Source organism: Bacillus sp. JJ1562 (genome assembly GCF_036962705.1).
GTDB lineage: Bacteria > Bacillota > Bacilli > Bacillales > Bacillaceae_L > Ferdinandcohnia.
Genome location: NZ_JBALOQ010000017.1, coordinates 178,339 through 196,408 on the forward strand (window position 1 = coordinate 178,339; position 18,070 = coordinate 196,408).

26 protein-coding genes and 1 pseudogene are annotated in these 18,070 nt (G+C 36.7%); 3 read left to right on the forward strand and 24 right to left on the reverse strand.

Going from position 1 to position 18,070, the window contains the following annotated elements; all coding sequences use genetic code 11:
- Window positions 1-82 precede the first annotated feature (82 nt).
- The 17 genes and pseudogenes from V7097_RS11700 to V7097_RS11780 form a co-directional block, all read right to left on the reverse strand.
- A complete protein-coding gene (locus V7097_RS11700; RefSeq protein WP_335703793.1) occupies window positions 83-595 on the reverse strand; it encodes a DUF4352 domain-containing protein in 513 nt (170 codons plus the stop codon).
- A 316-nt stretch (window positions 596-911) separates the two neighbouring features.
- Window positions 912-1,181 carry a TIGR04104 family putative zinc finger protein gene (locus V7097_RS11705; RefSeq protein WP_335703839.1) on the reverse strand — a complete coding sequence of 90 codons (270 nt, stop codon included), beginning with the start codon at window positions 1,179-1,181 and terminating at the stop codon, window positions 912-914.
- A 362-nt stretch (window positions 1,182-1,543) separates the two neighbouring features.
- Complete coding sequence (locus V7097_RS11710) at window positions 1,544-1,975, reverse strand: cytidine deaminase (protein WP_335703794.1); 432 nt, start codon at window positions 1,973-1,975, stop codon at window positions 1,544-1,546.
- Between the two features lie 14 nt (window positions 1,976-1,989).
- The gene (locus V7097_RS11715) at window positions 1,990-2,493 is read right to left on the reverse strand and encodes a hypothetical protein (protein WP_335703795.1); all 504 of its coding nucleotides are present in this window, start codon (window positions 2,491-2,493) and stop codon (window positions 1,990-1,992) included.
- A gap of 21 nt (window positions 2,494-2,514) precedes the next feature.
- Window positions 2,515-2,667 carry a hypothetical protein gene (locus tag V7097_RS11720; RefSeq protein WP_335703796.1) on the reverse strand — a complete coding sequence of 51 codons (153 nt, stop codon included), beginning with the start codon at window positions 2,665-2,667 and terminating at the stop codon, window positions 2,515-2,517.
- 12 nt (window positions 2,668-2,679) lie between these two features.
- A complete protein-coding gene (locus V7097_RS11725; RefSeq protein WP_335703797.1) occupies window positions 2,680-3,237 on the reverse strand; it encodes a histidine phosphatase family protein in 558 nt (185 codons plus the stop codon).
- Between the two features lie 54 nt (window positions 3,238-3,291).
- Window positions 3,292-3,828, reverse strand: a complete 537-nt coding sequence (locus tag V7097_RS11730) for an AAA family ATPase (protein WP_335703798.1) — start codon at window positions 3,826-3,828, stop codon at window positions 3,292-3,294.
- Between the two features lie 93 nt (window positions 3,829-3,921).
- The gene (locus tag V7097_RS11735; RefSeq protein WP_335703799.1) at window positions 3,922-4,485 is read right to left on the reverse strand and encodes an AAA family ATPase; all 564 of its coding nucleotides are present in this window, start codon (window positions 4,483-4,485) and stop codon (window positions 3,922-3,924) included.
- Window positions 4,486-4,558: 73 nt separating this feature from the next.
- Window positions 4,559-5,056, reverse strand: coding sequence for an NUDIX hydrolase (locus V7097_RS11740; protein ID WP_335703800.1), 498 nt, complete (start codon window positions 5,054-5,056; stop codon window positions 4,559-4,561).
- 277 nt (window positions 5,057-5,333) lie between these two features.
- Window positions 5,334-5,684 (reverse strand): hypothetical protein, encoded by a 351-nt coding sequence (locus tag V7097_RS11745; RefSeq protein ID WP_335703801.1) that lies wholly within the window; start codon window positions 5,682-5,684, stop codon window positions 5,334-5,336.
- Between the two features lie 285 nt (window positions 5,685-5,969).
- Window positions 5,970-6,344, reverse strand: coding sequence for a hypothetical protein (locus V7097_RS11750; protein WP_335703802.1), 375 nt, complete (start codon window positions 6,342-6,344; stop codon window positions 5,970-5,972).
- A gap of 96 nt (window positions 6,345-6,440) precedes the next feature.
- On the reverse strand, window positions 6,441-6,782 hold the full coding sequence (locus V7097_RS11755; RefSeq protein ID WP_335703803.1) for a rhodanese-like domain-containing protein: 342 nt from the start codon (window positions 6,780-6,782) through the stop codon (window positions 6,441-6,443).
- A gap of 15 nt (window positions 6,783-6,797) precedes the next feature.
- A complete protein-coding gene (locus V7097_RS11760; RefSeq protein WP_335703804.1) occupies window positions 6,798-7,064 on the reverse strand; it encodes an adhesin in 267 nt (88 codons plus the stop codon).
- A 179-nt stretch (window positions 7,065-7,243) separates the two neighbouring features.
- A pseudogene (locus tag V7097_RS11765) lies at window positions 7,244-7,676 on the reverse strand (GNAT family N-acetyltransferase).
- Between the two features lie 73 nt (window positions 7,677-7,749).
- The gene (locus V7097_RS11770) at window positions 7,750-8,160 is read right to left on the reverse strand and encodes a hypothetical protein (protein ID WP_335703805.1); all 411 of its coding nucleotides are present in this window, start codon (window positions 8,158-8,160) and stop codon (window positions 7,750-7,752) included.
- A gap of 4 nt (window positions 8,161-8,164) precedes the next feature.
- Window positions 8,165-8,950 (reverse strand): class I SAM-dependent methyltransferase, encoded by a 786-nt coding sequence (locus V7097_RS11775; RefSeq protein WP_335703806.1) that lies wholly within the window; start codon window positions 8,948-8,950, stop codon window positions 8,165-8,167.
- Between the two features lie 34 nt (window positions 8,951-8,984).
- Window positions 8,985-9,755, reverse strand: a complete 771-nt coding sequence (locus V7097_RS11780) for a serine hydrolase (RefSeq protein WP_335703807.1) — start codon at window positions 9,753-9,755, stop codon at window positions 8,985-8,987.
- Between the two features lie 121 nt (window positions 9,756-9,876).
- On the opposite strand from V7097_RS11780, the gene V7097_RS11785 reads away from it, so the two are divergent.
- Window positions 9,877-10,608, forward strand: a complete 732-nt coding sequence (locus V7097_RS11785) for a class I SAM-dependent methyltransferase (RefSeq protein ID WP_335703808.1) — start codon at window positions 9,877-9,879, stop codon at window positions 10,606-10,608.
- Between the two features lie 89 nt (window positions 10,609-10,697).
- Here V7097_RS11785 and V7097_RS11790 read toward each other — a convergent pair whose 3' ends face one another.
- From V7097_RS11790 to V7097_RS11800, 3 genes are all read right to left on the reverse strand, one after another.
- Window positions 10,698-11,927 carry an MFS transporter gene (locus tag V7097_RS11790; RefSeq protein WP_335703809.1) on the reverse strand — a complete coding sequence of 410 codons (1,230 nt, stop codon included), beginning with the start codon at window positions 11,925-11,927 and terminating at the stop codon, window positions 10,698-10,700.
- Between the two features lie 352 nt (window positions 11,928-12,279).
- Entirely contained in the window at window positions 12,280-13,107 is an 828-nt protein-coding gene (locus tag V7097_RS11795) for a hypothetical protein (RefSeq protein ID WP_335703810.1), read from the reverse strand.
- Window positions 13,073-13,621: an RNA polymerase sigma factor gene (locus tag V7097_RS11800; protein ID WP_335703811.1), complete on the reverse strand. Its 549-nt coding sequence runs from the start codon at window positions 13,619-13,621 to the stop codon at window positions 13,073-13,075. Before V7097_RS11800 ends, V7097_RS11795 begins: the two co-directional genes overlap by 35 nt.
- A gap of 493 nt (window positions 13,622-14,114) precedes the next feature.
- On the opposite strand from V7097_RS11800, the gene V7097_RS11805 reads away from it, so the two are divergent.
- Complete coding sequence (locus V7097_RS11805) at window positions 14,115-14,594, forward strand: GyrI-like domain-containing protein (RefSeq protein WP_335703812.1); 480 nt, start codon at window positions 14,115-14,117, stop codon at window positions 14,592-14,594.
- Between the two features lie 338 nt (window positions 14,595-14,932).
- On the opposite strand, the gene V7097_RS11810 is transcribed toward V7097_RS11805, so the two are convergent.
- On the reverse strand, window positions 14,933-15,385 hold the full coding sequence (locus tag V7097_RS11810; RefSeq protein WP_335703813.1) for a GNAT family N-acetyltransferase: 453 nt from the start codon (window positions 15,383-15,385) through the stop codon (window positions 14,933-14,935).
- Window positions 15,386-15,559: 174 nt separating this feature from the next.
- Between V7097_RS11810 and V7097_RS11815 the strand changes: the two genes are divergently transcribed.
- Window positions 15,560-15,844 carry a transporter gene (locus V7097_RS11815; protein WP_335703814.1) on the forward strand — a complete coding sequence of 95 codons (285 nt, stop codon included), beginning with the start codon at window positions 15,560-15,562 and terminating at the stop codon, window positions 15,842-15,844.
- A 220-nt stretch (window positions 15,845-16,064) separates the two neighbouring features.
- On the opposite strand, the gene V7097_RS11820 is transcribed toward V7097_RS11815, so the two are convergent.
- The 3 genes from V7097_RS11820 to V7097_RS11830 are packed head-to-tail and all read right to left on the reverse strand — an operon-like array spanning window position 16,065 to window position 18,065.
- A complete protein-coding gene (locus V7097_RS11820) occupies window positions 16,065-16,517 on the reverse strand; it encodes a GNAT family N-acetyltransferase (RefSeq protein ID WP_335703815.1) in 453 nt (150 codons plus the stop codon).
- 27 nt (window positions 16,518-16,544) lie between these two features.
- Window positions 16,545-17,582 (reverse strand): serine hydrolase domain-containing protein, encoded by a 1,038-nt coding sequence (locus tag V7097_RS11825; RefSeq protein ID WP_335703816.1) that lies wholly within the window; start codon window positions 17,580-17,582, stop codon window positions 16,545-16,547.
- 18 nt (window positions 17,583-17,600) lie between these two features.
- The gene (locus V7097_RS11830; protein ID WP_335703817.1) at window positions 17,601-18,065 is read right to left on the reverse strand and encodes a helix-hairpin-helix domain-containing protein; all 465 of its coding nucleotides are present in this window, start codon (window positions 18,063-18,065) and stop codon (window positions 17,601-17,603) included.
- Window positions 18,066-18,070 lie beyond the last annotated feature (5 nt).

Consider the following 18,070-nt stretch of genomic DNA (forward strand, 5'->3'; position numbering starts at 1 on the left):
TTGGAGTTAACACCTCATTAAATAAAAAGAAGCATTGATCCTCTTTAGATCAATGCTTCCTCATATCTAGATATTCTAATCCTTATTTAAAATCGTCGGGGGTTAGACTCCATTCAAGTTTGTTAGGATCAGTTTTTCCACCGAGTAAGATTGTATATGTTTCAGATTCTCTCGCATCAAAGATAACTTCACCCGTTACCGAATCGCCTTCTTTAATTTCACCTGAAATTTGAGTACCAAAACTGAATTCCTTTCCAGCTGTAACATTGTTCCAGTTAACGACATCATCTACAAAGATTTTAAATGGTACAGCTTTTTCTATATTTACCGCTGTTGATGATCTGCTTGTTACGGTTGCGTTTGCCACAACGTATGTACCTCTTAGAGCCTTTTCGCCATCTTCACCCGTTTCATACTTCACACTGTTAATCGTTACCTCAAAATCACCTGATGTGGATTTGTAAAGGCCGGTTTCTCCAATTGTTAAGGTACCATCCTCACTAATTCCGTCTCCTCCTGTTTCCGAACTTCCACCACAAGCACTCACTAACAACACCAATAAAACAAGTACAGACCAAAGACTAAATTTTTTCATTCCCCAAACCCCCTTTTTTATATATAAAAAATTGATAATATTCAGAAATATTATATCAAAAGTCTTGTATGAATGAAAGCTATTACATGGCATTATCACTAAAAAAAATGATTGTACTGAAATACAGCAACCCTGCAACGACTGCATTTCAGCCTTAATTTATACCAGCGTCTTCTTTAGTAACTGTTCCAAAGCTTGATCCATGGTGAAAGTGGAATTTTGATTTAATACATCCTCAAATAGAACTATTAATTTTTCTACTGAAGTTTCTATATTTAATGGATCCACTTTTTCAGGATAGGTTGAAAGATAGGTATTAGAATAAGGGCTCTTCTTTATTAGAAAGTTCAAGATAAAAAGGATAAATCACTATAAAAAGCGGAATCAAACCCATCATTGTATACAAAATGACAAGTGGTGAATCTAAAAAGAGATTCACAAGTATTAAGGCAGGTGCGATAAAACCAATAACAGCGGTTCTCTTTCTTGTACGGGAGGAAATGTATTGGTTTTCCCCACAATAGGGACAGCTCATGGCATTTTTATATGTTAAGGATTTCTTGATGGTTTGTTTCCAACTCCATATTTCATAACACTTTTGGCAAATAGGCATTTAAGTGGCTCCTTTCCTATATTCCTTTCTGATGGCTTATTGTCTTTATCTTCCAAAAAACGTCCTCCTTGAAAAATTGGGGTTTTATTTTTTGATAATAAATTATAATTTCCCTTCCTTGATCCATGTCCATATCCGAAAACTTCCGATAAGGGAAACTAAGAAAAGAGCAAGCATAATAAATACCCATAAACCCAGAAATTTTCCAGTATCCAGCAGCTCTGAATTAATAAATATTACATTAGAAAATCCAATCAACATTAATTAACAGAATACATTTGGAATAATCCATGCGATTCTTAATTTCGTGGTCTTCAAACGTTCGACCCCCAATTCTATTCGAGCTCACTTCCATACTTTTCAGGCAGCAGTTGCATCACATTGCATTTTACTAATTCACCGTTGTACGAAATAATTACATCGGTATCTTTTCCGTAATCGCTTATGAGCTCCCGGCACATTCCACAAGGGGAAACCACCCAGCATTTTTCAATATTTTCATGGGGATGGGGATGTGCAACTGCTACGATTGTTTCGAATTCGTGGTCTCCTTCAGAGATGGACTTCCCCATTGCCATCGCTTCTCCACAAACGGCGATTCTTCCAACATTGGCTTCCAAATGTACAGCAGCATACACATTTCCAGATGTTGTTCGAACTGCAGCGCCAATATGATGTCGACCATATCTATAATTCTTTTCAATGACCTTTTCTGCTTCTCTTATTAATTCAAAATCTTTTTCATCTAATGGTTTTATTCTTAACATTATTTACCCTCACTCTAATCCCTAATTTTTTCGGTAGTTCTTGTCTCACGATTTCCACTGTGGTAGACAATAGATGAATTTTCTAAACGAATCGCATCGTTTTTATCCACTTCGACTACAACCGTTCTAGGTGTTGCATCGGCATTACACGAACCACCCTTTTCATTAAAATAAAAATTTATTTCTTTTTTATCATCATTCACGGTTACATCCTTTAATTTAAAAGGACAACTGCTCGATTCTCTAATACTTACAAAATAGTAATTATATTTGTCGAAATCTCCTTGAAAAGTTTTCTTCTTTATCGAAAAATAATCCCAAGCTTCGGTTAGTTGCTCCGTATTCATGACTCTAAGTACTAAAGAGGTAATGTACGGGGATTCGTTTGGTATACTTCCAATTTCATGTATATCAGACGGAGCAGTCTTCTCGCTCGCGATGACTTTTCCTAAATCAGATGAACATCCAGTTAGGAGTGCTATAAGGAAAGCCCCCATTAATAAGTTTTTCAAGGTCATTGTTCACTCCCTAACTGTTCTTTACCATTGATTCTGCTTTATCTCTTCTATCTTTCTATCAATCTCGTTCAGCTTACTTGTGACATTCTTCATAAAATGAGCAACCCGTGAAATTAGATAGATGATAATTACGAAAAAAACTAAGTTTAATACTGCAGAAATTGGATCAAACATGCCTTCTCCTCCTTATACTTGCCAGACTCGTTTTACTTCCTTTAATTTGTCATTTTCAAAAGTGAGTTTATAAATGTCTGGCATATGAAGCTTACTCCAAAAAGAAAAATCATACCTCTTATCAAAGTAATTCATAATTAAGACCATCAAATTCCCATGAGTTCCGACCACGATGTTTTTTCCTTCATAGCTTTCTAGTATCCTATGTGTTGCCTCGACTCCCCGTTTCTGAGCCATAAGATTTGATTCCCCACCTTCCCAAGAAAAGCTTTCATCCTCCCACACCTTTCGAATGGCTGAATCAAAGTCCTCGGCAGGACCTTCAGACAATTTTCTCTCTTTAAAATCGTCTATAATTATTACGTTTTTGCGAATAGTTTGCGTAACTCCCTCTATTGTTTGAATCGCCCTTCTATAGGGGCTAGATAGAACTACATCAATCTTTTCTTTTGCAAATATGCTAGTTACTCTTTGTGCGTCCGCCTTGCCTTTTTCTGATAGCGGTCTTGTTAATTCTTCAGGGGTGTAGATCGAATGAGCGTGACGTACAAAATATAAATTCGTTCGCAAGTTGGGCTACTCCCTTCCATACAGTTTTTCCGTGTCTTGTAATATAGAGAGTGATCATAACTTGGCCTCACTTATTTCCTTAATGAACTGTTTTAAAGGATCCCTATCTTTAAAAATAACCAGTTTTTTCTTATATACAATATACTTACTTAAGTAATTTGGCTTACCCACTTCTTCAAAATGGCGGTTCCATTTGAACATTTTAAAGAATATTTTCCATGTCGGTTTGTAGTTTGAATGTTCCATCCGGATTTTTTGTTTCAAAAACCTTTTTATGATGCGATATGTCCGGGTTGAATAACTGGGATCTAGAAAGATAATCAAATCTGCATGATGGAAGCTACTTGATACCCACTCTTCATTATGAACACCTTCTATGATCCAACTTTCAGATTGAAGAATCGTATCGAGATACTCTTCTCTCTCTTTTTCAGTTCTCCTTATATCCCCAGATTTATCCCTTATCCAGACAACATTGTCTAGCTCATAGAATGGAATATTCAACTTTGAAGAAAGTTGTTTTGCAAATGTTGTCTTACCACTTCCAACCGAACCGATTATGTGGATTCGCTTAGCGATTTCATTTTCCAAATTCAACCACCTGCCATGATATTTATATTCCATATCGACAGGATTTTTCCTTTTACACTGGGAAACTTTTTCTAACCTAAAAAGGACATTTAACTAACTATTTCTCGAAATTTCTATGATTCTTTCAATAACAGAATCTACCTCATCGTTGTTCTTAATTACGAAAAAATAATCTACTTCACCTTCAATCGGATCTGATATATCTTCACTGAGCGATTCAGTTTGCTGCCGACAAAGTACCTCTTTAAAAGTGGAAGCTCCTCTTAAGATATTTGTGTTTCGTTGACTGTGGGCTACCCTTGATAGAAGAACAGGATCAGGAATATCGAAATGGACTAGGATGCGGACAAACTCATTTTTATAAAACAATTCCTCTAGTAGATTATGACGACTTATTCGATTTCGATTCGAATTACAGATAATTAAATGAGAATCAGTGTTTTCGATCGCATAATCAACAAGTAGTCTTGAAATTGCATGCTTGAGAGTATTTGGGCCATTTTTAAGCTGTAAATTCTTGTAGTAAGTATTTATGAACTCAGCTTGGTTATCCTGGTCCATTACAATAGAGTTGGTTAACTCTTTTTCCAATGCTCTTGCGAATGTTGTTTTCCCGCTATGTGTTTTGCCTACAGTCATAATCACTAACCTTTTCATGTATAGAGTTCCTCCAAACATATTTCCACAATTAACAAAAAAGCGTTAATCAATAGATTAGCGCTTCGCTATCTTACCTATTTAGAACAGGTTCGACTAATGGAATTCTGGAGAAATCCACGACATCGTCCCCATCATACACAAATCGATGTTCGTAATTCGTTTCGTCATTAAGTATCTCGGATAAAAAGTACTTTAAATTAGCTAATCCTACATTCTTCGGATGTAGGATCCAGGACAATTCCTTCCAATCTAAAATGCCTTCATCGGTTTTGAGTGGTGTTTGGTATTCATAGGCTTCAGGTAACTCTGCCACAAATACATACATTCCGTCAATGTAAGAATGGGTTGGATTCGTCCAGGTGATGTTTCCCTTATGCCAAACGTTTTCCGGCTTCATCTCAATATCCGTTTCTTCCCTAATTTCTCGCATCACACATTCAAATGGGGATTCGCCTTTCTCCAACTTACCCCCAACACCATTCCAGATCCCCATCCACTCAGGGGAATCCCGATTTAGCAGCAATATATTATTTCCTTGTTTGATAAAACAGATTGTATATGAATACATTTGAAATTCCTCCGTGTAACAAACTTCTAGTATTTACTTCAACAGAAATGGCATTTATCCTTTTTCATAGTTTCCCAAAAAATAAAAATCACCAAAACCTTCAAATATAAGCAATGGTGAACTAGATATTTACATCAGTGTTGGGGTTACATTGGAAGAAACTTTTATTGTTATTAAAGAGCACCATAGTGAAAACCCAGTGTGTATACTCCGAGAGTACAAGATAAAAAAGCCAGTCGGTTTATTTTTAATTCCAAACATAGTCAACCTCTTAAAATCAAATTTGGAAAGAAGAACAGAGGCTCCGTAACGTGTGTAGTCTACCAGTTAAAATAAATAAATCGTTGTAGTTCCGCTCGACATATTCCTCAATAACATCCAATCCTTTTTTAACATCATCGACTAATAAATGTGTGTACCTTGCATTCCAAGAAAATCGGTTGATTCTCCGTAGTTCAGCAGCGTTAAGTTGGAACTTAAATTCCTCGATTAAAAGCCTGACCTGATACAATTTATCGGGATTTTCCACGTAGGATTTATGTTTATTATCATAGTTTTCTTGAACGAATTGCATAAAGCTCTCGATCTGATCAGCCAGCATGGTCGCAATCCGCATCTCGTAACTCATATTGCCATCTCCCCTCTGATATATGTCTTTGAAGCAGGAGGTCTAGTCGTAATCAAATGCGCCTTGGCGTATTTGCGCCCGATTTTTTTCGAGCAAGCTCGAAAAATTTCCTTTGAAAAATCGTGGCATCCGCCGGAGGCTTTTACTTTATTCAGCTATGGTTTGAACCATCCAAGGAAATTCTCAATCCAATACTTTTGTCAACCACTTAATGAAGTGGGGGACATCCACTGAATAAAGTAAATATATGTTTCTATTAGATAATCATGAGGGATTTCTACTATTTTAGCCTTCAGTAAGAACTAAATAGAGTTTCATCACATTTTCATATTTCACGATTAAAATATCATTGCGTTCCTTAGTTGTAAAAATTTTCGCACCCAGTGGTAAATAATTCGCTCCGCCATCCTTAAAATCCTCTGCCTTCGATGCATTAAATTGTATCTCACCAATTTGTTCATTTTCGGTAAGTTCAAGCTCATCTACCCAATCAATATTTGTTTTATAGATGCTGCCCTTCCATTGAAAAATATCAGCTTTGTTATCCAGTCTCAAAGTCTCTTCGGCATCGGGTTTTTCACTTGTAGTGACTGTAACGGTTTGATCGCAGCCAACTAAAAAACAAAACGATATTACTATTAAAATGACTTTCTTTTTCAAAAGAACCACCCCTTGAATTAGACTTTCATTTTCTGATAAAGTTTCAGTTACTAGAAAAAGGCGATTGCACTTACTATAGCAATCGCCCTCGTTGTCTTATTTCGTTTTTAAGTATTCCTTCCACGCTGTGATGCCGCCCTCTAATACAGCAACATCGTATTCGTGCTCGGAAAGGATGTTCGCACACTTAGTTGCTGAGTTTCCGGTCGTGCAGGTTACGATTATTTCACTGTCTTTTGGCAATAAATCAATCGTCTTGCCTTTGTTTTCCTCTATTTGAAAAATCTCAGCTTTATGTATATTTTGACTTTCGATAGTGGGACCTTCTATATGAAAATCATTGTACTTATCCTCTGCTCTTACGTCTAAAAGGACCACCTTTTCTTGCTCGTTCATTTTCTGAAACAATTCTGCAGGTGTAATCTTTTTAAGTGGCATATGATTTTCCTCCTTTTACGAATAGCTTCCTGGACCTGATAATACTAATCCAACACCATTTTCATTTTCTTCTTTGTCTAACGTTAAGATTTCAGTTCCTGTTACGCTTGGGTCTAAGGCTACTTTTATTCCTTTGATTGTTTGAACTCGGTCAAATTCATGTGGTTCCTCTATTGCTAAAGCAATTTGCGGTCCGTCACTGCTGCTTGGAACGGTGTATAGACGAATTCCCGCCGCACCCGATTTTTCCAACAATTGCTTTGCTTCGTCAGTTATGTACATTGATTTTCCTCCTAAAACATCTATACCCTCATTATAAGGGTTAGTCTTCACAGACCCAAGCATTGATACAAAATTATCGATAGGGATAAAGAACTGGTTGAAAAAACAACTTAATCTTCAAACTCTTGATTTACCAAAATTGTGATCTACAACTATCGGACCAATTAGTCAACAAACTTCTATCTATGTCCAGTTTTCCGTGCATGTATATATCCATAATACGCACAAGTACCATTTTCGGTTAGGTCTCTTACTTCAAAACCACACTTTTGATAGATACTGAAATTGTTAGCTGATGTGTGCGCAAACCAATCACCATGGGGAAGTTTTTGAACGCAAAGTTCCACGAGCTTTTTTCCTATACCTTTTCCACGATATTCTGATAAAACAGCTAGATCCATAATGTTAGCAGCCATTATTTGGTCTGAGATAACCCTCACCATACCAATCATTTTGTTATTATCCCAAACAGTAAATGCCCATGTTGAATTTTTAAATATAAGCGAAAACTTTTCTTTTTGCCATTCAGGAGTATTCCTTGCCCATCCAGCATCTTCAAATAAGAGCTTCAACATATTCAGCAGGAACCCCATCAGTTCCTTCTCTTATCACTAAGCCATTGAAATATTGATACTTTTTGACTCCCCCTTTATTATATTTACGTGGGACACAGGGACAGTGCCCGTTATTGAAAATATTGTTCTATACTTGATGAGTCAAATCCCCTGATGATTCGATAACTGTTTTGTTTAGAAGATTCATATTCAAATACCAAGATGTATTTTTCATCATAAATGGTCAAACCAAATTTACGTTTACCGTCTGCTCTTAGAGTAATCCAATAAGATTCATCGAATTCAATGGATCCCATGGATTTTTCTTTTAACTCAGTCATGGAAAACCCATTCATCAAATTGGTAACCTTATTCTTATCGTCAATTACGACTTCTTTGTCATCAGAGCCTCTGATTATTTCAATAGAGGTTATTGTGGGCGTGCCTGAAACAACATTATCGAAACTTGTCGAACCGCTTTTTACATATAAAACACCAAGAATAATGGCGATCCCTATAATAGCAATGATTATCTTTTTCATGCTCTTACCCCACCTTACGAAACCGTAAAATTAGAACAGGCGGGATCTCATTCCACTCAAACTTATCTGTTTCTTTTTGGAAGCTTGGCTCATCCATACCGTCTAATACAAAATGGGATTCGAAAAATAGATTCAGATAATACGATAATGGGCGATGAAACATAAGATGTGGGATGGACTGGCCTTTAATACCAATCGCTATGTAAGGTTCCGGAGTGAGATATTTTGAGATTTGGATGCTGTTCGTGGTGACCACATTCCCATTCCTATCTTCCGTTTCCGTGTTTTTTCGAACACCAGGTGGTTGGAAGCAAGGGTGGGTGATGGAAAAAACGAAAATTCCATTTGGTTTTATTACTTTACTTAGGGACTTGACTAGTGGAGTAATATCCGCAATATCCATAAGAGCCATATTTGCAACAGCGCTATCAAATTTTTCAATGCCGAATTCGGACATTTGGTCGTAACTGGTGGCATCTATCACTTTGAATTCGATTTGATTTATGTAAGCCTTCGTTCTTATTTTGGCTCGTTCTATCATTTTTGCTGAGTAATCAAATGCAACAACATTTGCTCCTAACTCCGCAAGTCTCTTTGTAAAATTGCCATTGCCACACGTAATGTCTAAAATGGTCTGGTCTGACTTTATGCTTAATAGTTTTTCAGTATTTGGCCGAATCAGTTCTCGATGAAATCGATTGCTCTCTTCCCCCATATAATCATCCCAATGTTCCGCATTCTTTTCCCATCTCTCTTGCGAATCCTGGATAAGTTCCTTCCATTCACTCAACTGGCATTCTCCTTCATGAAACCATATTTTTTCTTTATCGCCCGTCTCCTTCATTACAATACTCATGATAAATTAATTTCATAGCTTCCAGAACTTTTTCATCCGCCAATCTTTCTTGATACCGATTGGGGAGATTCTTAGCACCCAAAACATACAATAATGGATATTGGGTGAATTCACCTATAATCCCAATGTCGACAATTAGGTCCTCTAATCCTCCAGTCATGTGATTTAAAAAATGGGACGGTATTCCGTCTATTTCCCCCCGTTGCCTAACTAAGCCATTGATAATAGGAAACCATAACTCTGAATTATTTTTATACCCTAGATATACTTCATACAGGAGTTTCATTAGATGATTTAATTTACCATTGTTATCTGAACTCCTGGGATCTTGGTATATATTCAATCTACTAAAATATGATTTAACAGTTTTATTAACCTTTTTCCATCCACCTAAAAAATGAACAATACTATTTGCAAGTGAATGATCGTGACAGGCTATCATTACTTCAACAGCATCTCGGAGAGCTAGATTCTCACTATTTTGAAAATGAGGATATAATTCGTTGCTATCTTCGTTTGGATCAAAACTAATATTTGGAACAATGTCATTCCAATTACATTGTCCCCCCTCTACTGATTTTGCTACACAAAAGGCAATTGCAACTTTGGCAGATGAAGCAAGAGGTACTACTAATTTCTCATTTTTCGACAATACAATATTCTGTTTGAGCTGTGAGTAGATAATCAATCCCACTTCGCCTGATTCTATTTCACTTAATTTTTCAAGGATTTTCAGCATTTCGAAATACTCCTTTCTACTTTGAATTAAACACTCCAAAAGCTATGTCCATAATTTTACAATACATGGTAAAATAGCCAATAGCAATGATTAAAATAGTGTGAAAGGGGATTTGGTTTGTATGGAATTTAGGGGATCGAACGCATACGACCAGGAGGATTTTTTTACAAATTATATGAAGCGAAGGAGTAGGACGGATAGTCCCAATAATGCAATCGAAGGCCCAGCAATCTATGAAATCATCGGTGATGTCCAAAATAAAAGAATTCTAGATTTAGGTTGTGGAGATGCCTCGTTTGGTAAAGATTTACTTCGGCAAGGTGCAGTGTTTTACACTGGTGTTGAAGGTTCTAAGCAGATGGTTAGAGCCGCAAAGCTTAATTTAGACAGTTTGAGCGGAACCATTTTTCATGAAACCATGGAAACATACAACTTCCCTGCGAACCAATTTGATATTGTTACTTCCCGCTTTGCGATACATTATGTTTCTGATGTTCAGTCCCTTTTTCAAAATGTGTATAGTACATTAAAAGAGAATGGAAAGTTTGTCTTCAGTGTACAGCACCCGCTCATAACATCTTCTTTCATAAGTAAACAAGCAGGGGATAAACGTGGAAACTGGATTGTAGATGACTATTTTTCGGAGGGAGAAAGAAAGGAATCATGGATTGGCCACGTAGTCGTCAAATACCATCGGACAATTGAACAGTATTTCCGTGCTTTGACTTTGTCTGGTTTTAAAGTCGCTGATTTGCGTGAGGGGACTCCAATACGCGAGCACTTTTCAGAGGTGGAAGAGTTTAAAAGAAGGCAGCGAATTCCGGTAGTATTGATATTTTGTTGTACGAAGTAATTCATCATACCTGCTATTATTTGCAACACGCGCTCTGACCCTACACTAGATTCTACATTTAATTATTATTTTAATGCATTTTTTAGATTTCATTCTTTTATTTGAGCTTTTCTCATCGATGAAAGACTGAACCATAGTCCGCATAAAGCTAGACCAGCTATCGAAATCCATAAAGCCGTTAGGAACCCTAGTCCGTCGGCGATGGCACCTCCTAGTGGGGCGCCGATAATGACCACACTACGGTTGATGGATCGCATCGTTGCGTTCATGCGACCTTGCAGTTGTGATGGCGTGACATGCTGCTGAAAACCTATTTCGAGAGGACCCTCGATTCCCATAGCAAAGCCGTACAATAGCTGCCCTACAACCGCACAAATGAGAGCTACGTTCTGCGGGTCTGAGCTGGTAGCTTCTGGAGCTAATGCCATCACAATCACTGCTGGAGCATAGAGAATTCGAGAAAAAGCCATTGCACGCCCGACACCAAAGCGCTCACCGGCTCGAGTAGATAGAGAGGTTCCAGCAACCGCTCCGACACCTGCAGCGGCGAGGGCAAACCCAAGTTGCGAGGCAGCGAAGCCAAGCTCAATCAAAAAAAAGGATACTAGGACCGTCATCGTCATGCTGTGGAAGAGAAACCAGACGTGCGTGTTTAATGCGAGTGTACGAAGGTATTGGTGTTTGTAGACCCATTGCAAACCTTCCTTGATTTGCTGACCAAGTGGACCAACCTTTACTTTATCTGAGGGCTGGTGTTTAACAGAGGACATTAAAATACCTGAAAACAGATATGATACGGCATCTACAAGAAGGGCAAAAGGTGCACCGATCCATGAGACAAGCCCACCTCCAATAGCTGGACCACTCGTTTCCGCAACAGCTGCGCTTTGTTCTAGCCTTGCATATGCACGTGTTAATAAAGGACGAGGGACCAATTGTGGCACAAAGGACCGGTAGGCAACATCATTAAAAAGAGACATTGCGCCAAAGAGCACCAGCAGGATCATTAGCCAGCCAATACTGAGTACTCCTGTGACAGCGAATAAGCAAATAAAAGCAAATAAAATGCCACGCCCCATATCTGTTACCACCAGTACAGTCTTTCGGTTAAAACGATCAACCAAAACCCCCGCTATTAATCCCAACAGTACATATGGAAGCCATCTAGATGCTGAAACCCAGCCAACATCAACAGCACTGCCTCCCATATTAACCACCACCAATACTTGCAGAGCAATGGTCGTAATATATGTGCCAAAGTTTGAAGTTGTAGATGCAGTCCAAAAACGAACAAAGCTTTTATGCTCCCTTAATTTCATCGGGGGTTCACCTCTTTTGCCAATTTAGGCACTTTTTCAGATATTCGTTGAACGACTAATCGCCTTTTTAAGATAACCCTCTTGTCATTTCATCTCCGACATTTGGTGAATCACCGTGCCTCAGCAAAAATAATCTAATTATCTATATTTATTCTAGAAAATAATTATTTCTCCTTTTTTATGTAAACTGCCCCGTTCGCTTATTAATTTCAAAAAAACAAGAGATAATCCTTGAATCATCGCACCCATTTGATTTAGTACATTTCTTTACATAGTTTAAATTTAGTAACAAACATGAGAGTTTTGTTTACTTGAACCAAAAAGGACCGTCAAAATAACGATCCTTCTTAGACTATCTTTTTAGTATTTGTTTTAATGATTTTTCTACAAATGTGTATGCAGCCTCTTCAGTTACATTTCTTGATGGGAAAGTGTATGAATAAAAAGTATTATCTACTTTAAAGCTAAAACGGTATACTTTGGCGTTGAGTGGTGATCCAGTATCAATTACTCTATACTTAACAGTATGTCCTGCTATTATTCTTTCTTTACCATAAAAAGCTGAATTTATCAGGTCTTTTCGACTTGCTTTTTCGGACATAATGAAAATTGTAGCTTCGTACTTCTCCGGTTTTAGAAATTCACCGTATACAAACTCGAAAGGTGCATATTTATGTGCCCCTAGTTCCTTTAATCGTTCTAATTCTGCCGCATCAGCTTGATCCGCTTCTAGCTTACTATAACCAATAACAGCTGATCCGTGCTTTCGTTCTATTTCTTCTCTTTCGACCGAGCCAGTTGTTTCTATAAGAAACATTGCTGTTCTCACTGGAAGATTCTCATGATATGGAATGTACACAGGTGATTGCAATACATCTGATATTTCCTGTTCAATCTCAGTATATGGAGATTGAATCTCTTCGTGTTCTCGGCCAAACTTTCCTTCCTCTGAATATATGATTTGGTTAACTAGGAAGTATCCTCCAATAAATAATAATATCCCAGATAAAATGGCATTGAATATTGGACGCATATCCCTATTTATTTTCCCACGTTTTGATGTTTCTACAGATTCCATCATCTTTACGTGGATGTCATTCTTTTCTTGAGTTGTTAATTTGATATTTTGCAAACCTTTTAAAGTATCATCGTATTTCGTTTCTTCTATAGAATGTTTCATGCTCATAGCCCTCCTTAATCATTTGTTTTTTTAAGGCTTCTAATGCTCTGAACAAGGTAGTTTTCACTTTAGATTCGGTCCAATTTAATATTTCGGCTGTTTCTCGGATGTTTAGTTCTTCTATTTTCCTTAATATGATTACCTCACGATATGACCTTTTTAACTTTTGAAGTGAACGATAAAGCTGCTCCTCATTTTCCCCTAATTGTATTACTTTTTCTGGAAGATAGTCATTTGTTGCAATAGAAGTGTAAGTGTTAACCATAAAACGTAACGGCTTCCTTTTTCGTATTTCGTCAATAGTCGTGTTATGTGCAATTCGATACAGCCAGTTTTTCGCACTTGCTTCCCCTCTAAAACTTTCCATGTGTTTATATGCTTTAATAAAAGTATCGTGTGTTACATCTTTAGCTAATTCCTGATCAACAGTCATCATTAAAACATATCGATAAATATCATCACTATATTTGTTGTACCACTCATTTAATTTTTCTAATGAGCTATCTTCTCCCACTTACTTCACCTCTTTCTATGAATGGAATTCTTACTAAAAAATTGTTTGACTTAATGACGTAACTATCTATAAAAAGTTACACTTTATTAATAAATAAAAAAACAAAAAAAGAGCAGTTCCCCAGTCTAATGTTGTAATTTAGTGCCCGGAAAACTACTTCATTATATCGTTCAATAAAAAAGCTTATCCATTTTTGAACAATAGCGTATTCTCCTCTTCTCCTCTATCTATAGAATTTGTAGACGATTTTTTTCATACGACTATTAGCAAATCTAAGTTAATTGATATTCCTTCTTAAACAAAATGTCCCGTTTGTTCAATAAGGAATTCAACAAAAAAGTGCATTAATCCTTCTTGGATCAACGCACCCGTAAGCCATCCATGAATCGCAAAAATCAGCGCTTCACCACAGAGAATGAATTTTCATGGTAGTTAGAAAAAAAGGTATCCAAAGTGTTTTTGTAGAAATTGTAATGTAAAGGGAGGGAGTACATTGTCAGAAACAAAAGTACAGAATAAGACTATTAAAGAACTTGGTGAATTAAAGTTAGTAGGTTTTCGAGTTTTATGTTCTGGTGACCAATACGTAGTTGAAATTCCTAAAGCATCATTTCGTTTAAGTGAGCGTATAACTGAAATTAAACAGGTTGTAAACCCATTACAACAATATGGTGCATTTGTTGTTGAAAATGAAACTGATGATAAAGATGGATATTGGGTTTGTGTCAAAGTAAAAGATTATAAGGATATTCCATCTGATATGGTAACACTAACTGTCCCATCTCAAAGATATGCTGTAACGAGACATAAAGGGGCAAATAATAAGATAAAGAACTCTTATGACGAATTACATAAATGGATTGATGCTAACAACTATATAAGATTAATAGATAAATGGCATTTAGAAAAGTTTTATAGTTGGAATGATGTTGATAATGTAGATGTTGAGTTGTTTGATACCATAAGTAAATAAATAGCATTACTCAACTAACAGGTGCGATAATCCCAAAGAAGGATTATCGCTTATTTTTGTTACTAATAATTTCGGGCTGTTCTAATAAAAATGTTAACAGCCCACTCTCTAATAATGAGGTAACTATAGAAAAACAAAAAACGGAAATTACTAGATAAAAAGAAGAAATAATTACTATAAAAGATGAACATGAATTACTTACTCAAAAGCTAGACGAAGTAAGCCCCAACATACAACTTCTAGATTATCATCTTTCTTGGAGGTTGTAGATTCTTCAGATAAAGATGAATTTTATAATGAGAGGAGCCATTAAAGGATTCTCCTATTTATTATTCTGATTACAAATCTTGAGATAATCGCACCATATCCCTACACTGTATACCATTTTCGAAAATTGCTTCTGAATAGTGCCTAATGAAAAAATCTATATCAACTCCAATAATTCTAAAACCACATTTTTGATAAAGTGCTATTTGTCCGATACTTGAATTTCCAGTACCGACTTCTACAGTTCTGTATCCTTTTGACTTAGCTACTTCAATTGCATTCATTACTAGTTGTTTCCCCAAGCCTTTGCCTTGGTGGGTTTCTATTACTGCTATATTTACCAACTCCACTGTATCAGGTCTTGTCGGGAGTAGCACATACACCCCAATGATTTGCCTATCACTTTCGGCTACAAAGCACTCTCCCCTTTGTATATATTCCTCAACAAGCATCCTTGAAGGGTCAGCTAATAACAACAAATCCATTGGGGGCTCTTCAGTTACATTTAGTTTACGAATGACCATTTTGCTCTCTCCATAACTTTCTATTTCATTTCAATTTCAAGATTTTCCTTCTTCTTGAGCTAAACTGGATAAATTTGATCCTAATTCACTTTGGTTTTCACCTGAATTTATAACCCTTTAATAATTTCAGCATATTATGTTGGGTAATTATCTAATGAAGGAGTGAAAAAATATATGGTATTTTTTCGACCTCAAGGTTTAATGAGACAACAACCACAATCCCCTCCACCGCCATATGTTCCACCAAAACCGTTTCCTTCACACTATTTGGTCGACTGTTTAAATAACTACACATATGTTTGGTTAGTTAATGGGGAGGGATTTTGGTTTTATCCGACCTACCTACAATATGGTGAGGTTGCAGGATATAGGTGGACTGGTACATTCTGGACATACTATGGTTTTGATGAAAGATTTATTGAAACGGTTGCCTGTAATCCAATCCCTACTTTATACTAAAAGCAAAAGCTCCTTGTGGCAGTCAAACCACAAGGCTTTTTTTGCATTTTTTTTATAAAATACTAGTCGACTAGAACTGTTCTTTAAACCATTAAACTGCTTATAATTGTTATTTATAATTGCTATGAGGTGACTTTAAAGGCGAACGGCTGATACTTTTTAGCATATCTTTTTCAACTAATTCCTTATCATCAAAAACCCTCACCGGAGACATCTTTTTTCACAAACCTACCGAATAAATACGAGAACTCTCTCCCCACGGATGATAGCCTGTACCCATATGCTTGAAACCAAATTTTTCATATAATCCAATGTGATCCGTACAAAGATATAAGTTAGAAAAGCCTCCTGCTTTTGCATCCCTTTTGGCCTGTTCTAACAGAAGCAAACTATAATTATTTCCTCTATATTCCTCTTCTATGTATACTGCACACACCCAAGGATACAGGTCCATTCGGCTAATGAAATCATTTGTAATTAGCCCAGCGCAGCCAATTATTTTATCATCGTCCAATAAGAGGTACCATTGTGGCAGTGGACTTGGGCTCGTAATACAATGTTCGATACAATCCTCATATACCATCATGCTTTGTTCTGATGCCCATTTTCTTTGAAAATAGATAATCGCTCTTTTCGTATATTCAGGATTATCTTTAACAGATAGCACTTTCATTTTCTCTGGAACCTCCAGTTTATCTTTTTATATTTCAAGAGATTTGTATATTTCGCCGATAATCCCTTCCATTTGATGAACACCTAATTCAGCGTTTGTCATTATCACCGCACCCGTCTCTCTATGTGGAAATGCCACTATCATACATTGAAACCCTACTCCCCAACCAAGTGATGACATTTCAAGTTCTGTTCCTTCCCCATTTAAAAACACTCCTAATCCGCACCACTTCTTACCCCTTTGAGGACTTATCATTTCCTTTGCATAACTCGCAGAAATACCAATATTGCTTTCGCCTTTTAAAGCGTCCATAAATTCAAGGACCAATCGGGCCAGATCTATAGTAGTCGTCCAAATTCCTGAAGCCGCTGGGTAAGGATAGACAGGATAGTTTCCAACCTCAACTTCACCATTTTTGTTATGGCCACTAGAAAAGTTTTCATTTCCTATATCTGAGGTATTCGCAACAAATAGGCTATTTTCCATTTTTAATAGTTTAAATAAAAGTTCGTTTACAACTTGCTTAAATGGCTTTTCAGTCACGTCTTCTATTAGTTGCTGAATAATACAATAGCCCGCATCCGAATAATGAAATTCACTTTCAGGTTCATATTTTACTTCAATAGGTTCGTTGCAATAAGGTGTTTTCCCCTCTAAAATGTCGACCATTGAAGGTACACCTACACTCGATTTCAACTCAAAAAAACTATGTTTAGGGTCTACAATACCGGATTGATGACTAAGCAAGCTTCGTAAAGTAACCTTTTTATGTGTAGTGAATTTATCTTCAGGAACTTTCCAGGATTTTAATTTTATGTTTACATCCTCATCTAAATTGAGGAGGCCTTCTTCGGTTAATTTTATTACTGCTATTCCCGTTAGAAACTTACTAATCGAACAAGCATTAAAAATGGAATTTTCGCTAACCCTTTTAGTAGAACCTGATTGCAAGACACCATAGCTCTCTATTGCACTGATTTGTCTTTTTTCAATTAGCGCAATGCTTAAACCGGGTACCTTATAATGATTCATTAGCTCTGGAATGTTAATATTTTTTGCTTTCATAGATTGATTCCCTTTCACCTATGCCTTGTCATACCAAGCTTTTTGAGGCCTGTCCTTTGGGTATCCAAACATTTGACGATACTGTTTTCTTTCCTCTGTAAAATCAAACCATTGCTTATTGCTATTCGGGTTGTTCGCATAGTGAATAACACAGCGGATTTGATCTTCAACACAGCTATCCGTCCATACCCCTAATTTCTTCTCCAATAAGTCAATTAGTGCGGCCCCATCCTTTTGTCTAATATCTTGCAATGAAAATATATGTAAATGGTTTACGAGCTTAGAAGCTAATTTAAATCCGATTGATGGAACGTTTTGGAATTCCGCCAATCCTTTAATGAGTCGAGCTCTATCCTCTTGGATGTCTAATGTTTGAATGAGTTGGATGGTACTGAGCTTATATATTTCGCCGATTTTTATTTTTGCTATTCTAAGCTTTCCTTTTTCCTCAAGCGATAATGGCAGTTTAGGATTTGAGCCCAAAATAC

Excerpts from the sequence above, each read along its gene's own strand:
- V7097_RS11700 (WP_335703793.1), bottom strand. The coding sequence starts at position 595 with ATGAAAAAATTTAGTCTTTGGTCTGTACTTGTTTTATTGGTGTTGTTA.
- V7097_RS11710 (WP_335703794.1), bottom strand. The coding sequence starts at position 1,975 with ATGTTAAGAATAAAACCATTAGATGAAAAAGATTTTGAATTAATAAGA.
- V7097_RS11715 (WP_335703795.1), bottom strand. The coding sequence starts at position 2,493 with ATGACCTTGAAAAACTTATTAATGGGGGCTTTCCTTATAGCACTCCTA.
- V7097_RS11720 (WP_335703796.1), bottom strand. The coding sequence starts at position 2,667 with ATGTTTGATCCAATTTCTGCAGTATTAAACTTAGTTTTTTTCGTAATT.
- V7097_RS11735 (WP_335703799.1), bottom strand. The coding sequence starts at position 4,485 with ATGAAAAGGTTAGTGATTATGACTGTAGGCAAAACACATAGCGGGAAA.
- V7097_RS11740 (WP_335703800.1), bottom strand. The coding sequence starts at position 5,056 with ATGTATTCATATACAATCTGTTTTATCAAACAAGGAAATAATATATTG.
- V7097_RS11745 (WP_335703801.1), bottom strand. The coding sequence starts at position 5,684 with ATGAGTTACGAGATGCGGATTGCGACCATGCTGGCTGATCAGATCGAG.
- V7097_RS11755 (WP_335703803.1), bottom strand. The coding sequence starts at position 6,782 with ATGCCACTTAAAAAGATTACACCTGCAGAATTGTTTCAGAAAATGAAC.
- V7097_RS11760 (WP_335703804.1), bottom strand. The coding sequence starts at position 7,064 with ATGTACATAACTGACGAAGCAAAGCAATTGTTGGAAAAATCGGGTGCG.
- V7097_RS11770 (WP_335703805.1), bottom strand. The coding sequence starts at position 8,160 with ATGAAAAAGATAATCATTGCTATTATAGGGATCGCCATTATTCTTGGT.
- V7097_RS11780 (WP_335703807.1), bottom strand. The coding sequence starts at position 9,755 with ATGCTGAAAATCCTTGAAAAATTAAGTGAAATAGAATCAGGCGAAGTG.
- V7097_RS11785 (WP_335703808.1), top strand. The coding sequence starts at position 9,877 with ATGGAATTTAGGGGATCGAACGCATACGACCAGGAGGATTTTTTTACA.
- V7097_RS11790 (WP_335703809.1), bottom strand. The coding sequence starts at position 11,927 with ATGAAATTAAGGGAGCATAAAAGCTTTGTTCGTTTTTGGACTGCATCT.
- V7097_RS11795 (WP_335703810.1), bottom strand. The coding sequence starts at position 13,107 with ATGAAACATTCTATAGAAGAAACGAAATACGATGATACTTTAAAAGGT.
- V7097_RS11810 (WP_335703813.1), bottom strand. The coding sequence starts at position 15,385 with ATGGTCATTCGTAAACTAAATGTAACTGAAGAGCCCCCAATGGATTTG.
- V7097_RS11815 (WP_335703814.1), top strand. The coding sequence starts at position 15,560 with ATGGTATTTTTTCGACCTCAAGGTTTAATGAGACAACAACCACAATCC.
- V7097_RS11820 (WP_335703815.1), bottom strand. The coding sequence starts at position 16,517 with ATGAAAGTGCTATCTGTTAAAGATAATCCTGAATATACGAAAAGAGCG.
- V7097_RS11825 (WP_335703816.1), bottom strand. The coding sequence starts at position 17,582 with ATGAAAGCAAAAAATATTAACATTCCAGAGCTAATGAATCATTATAAG.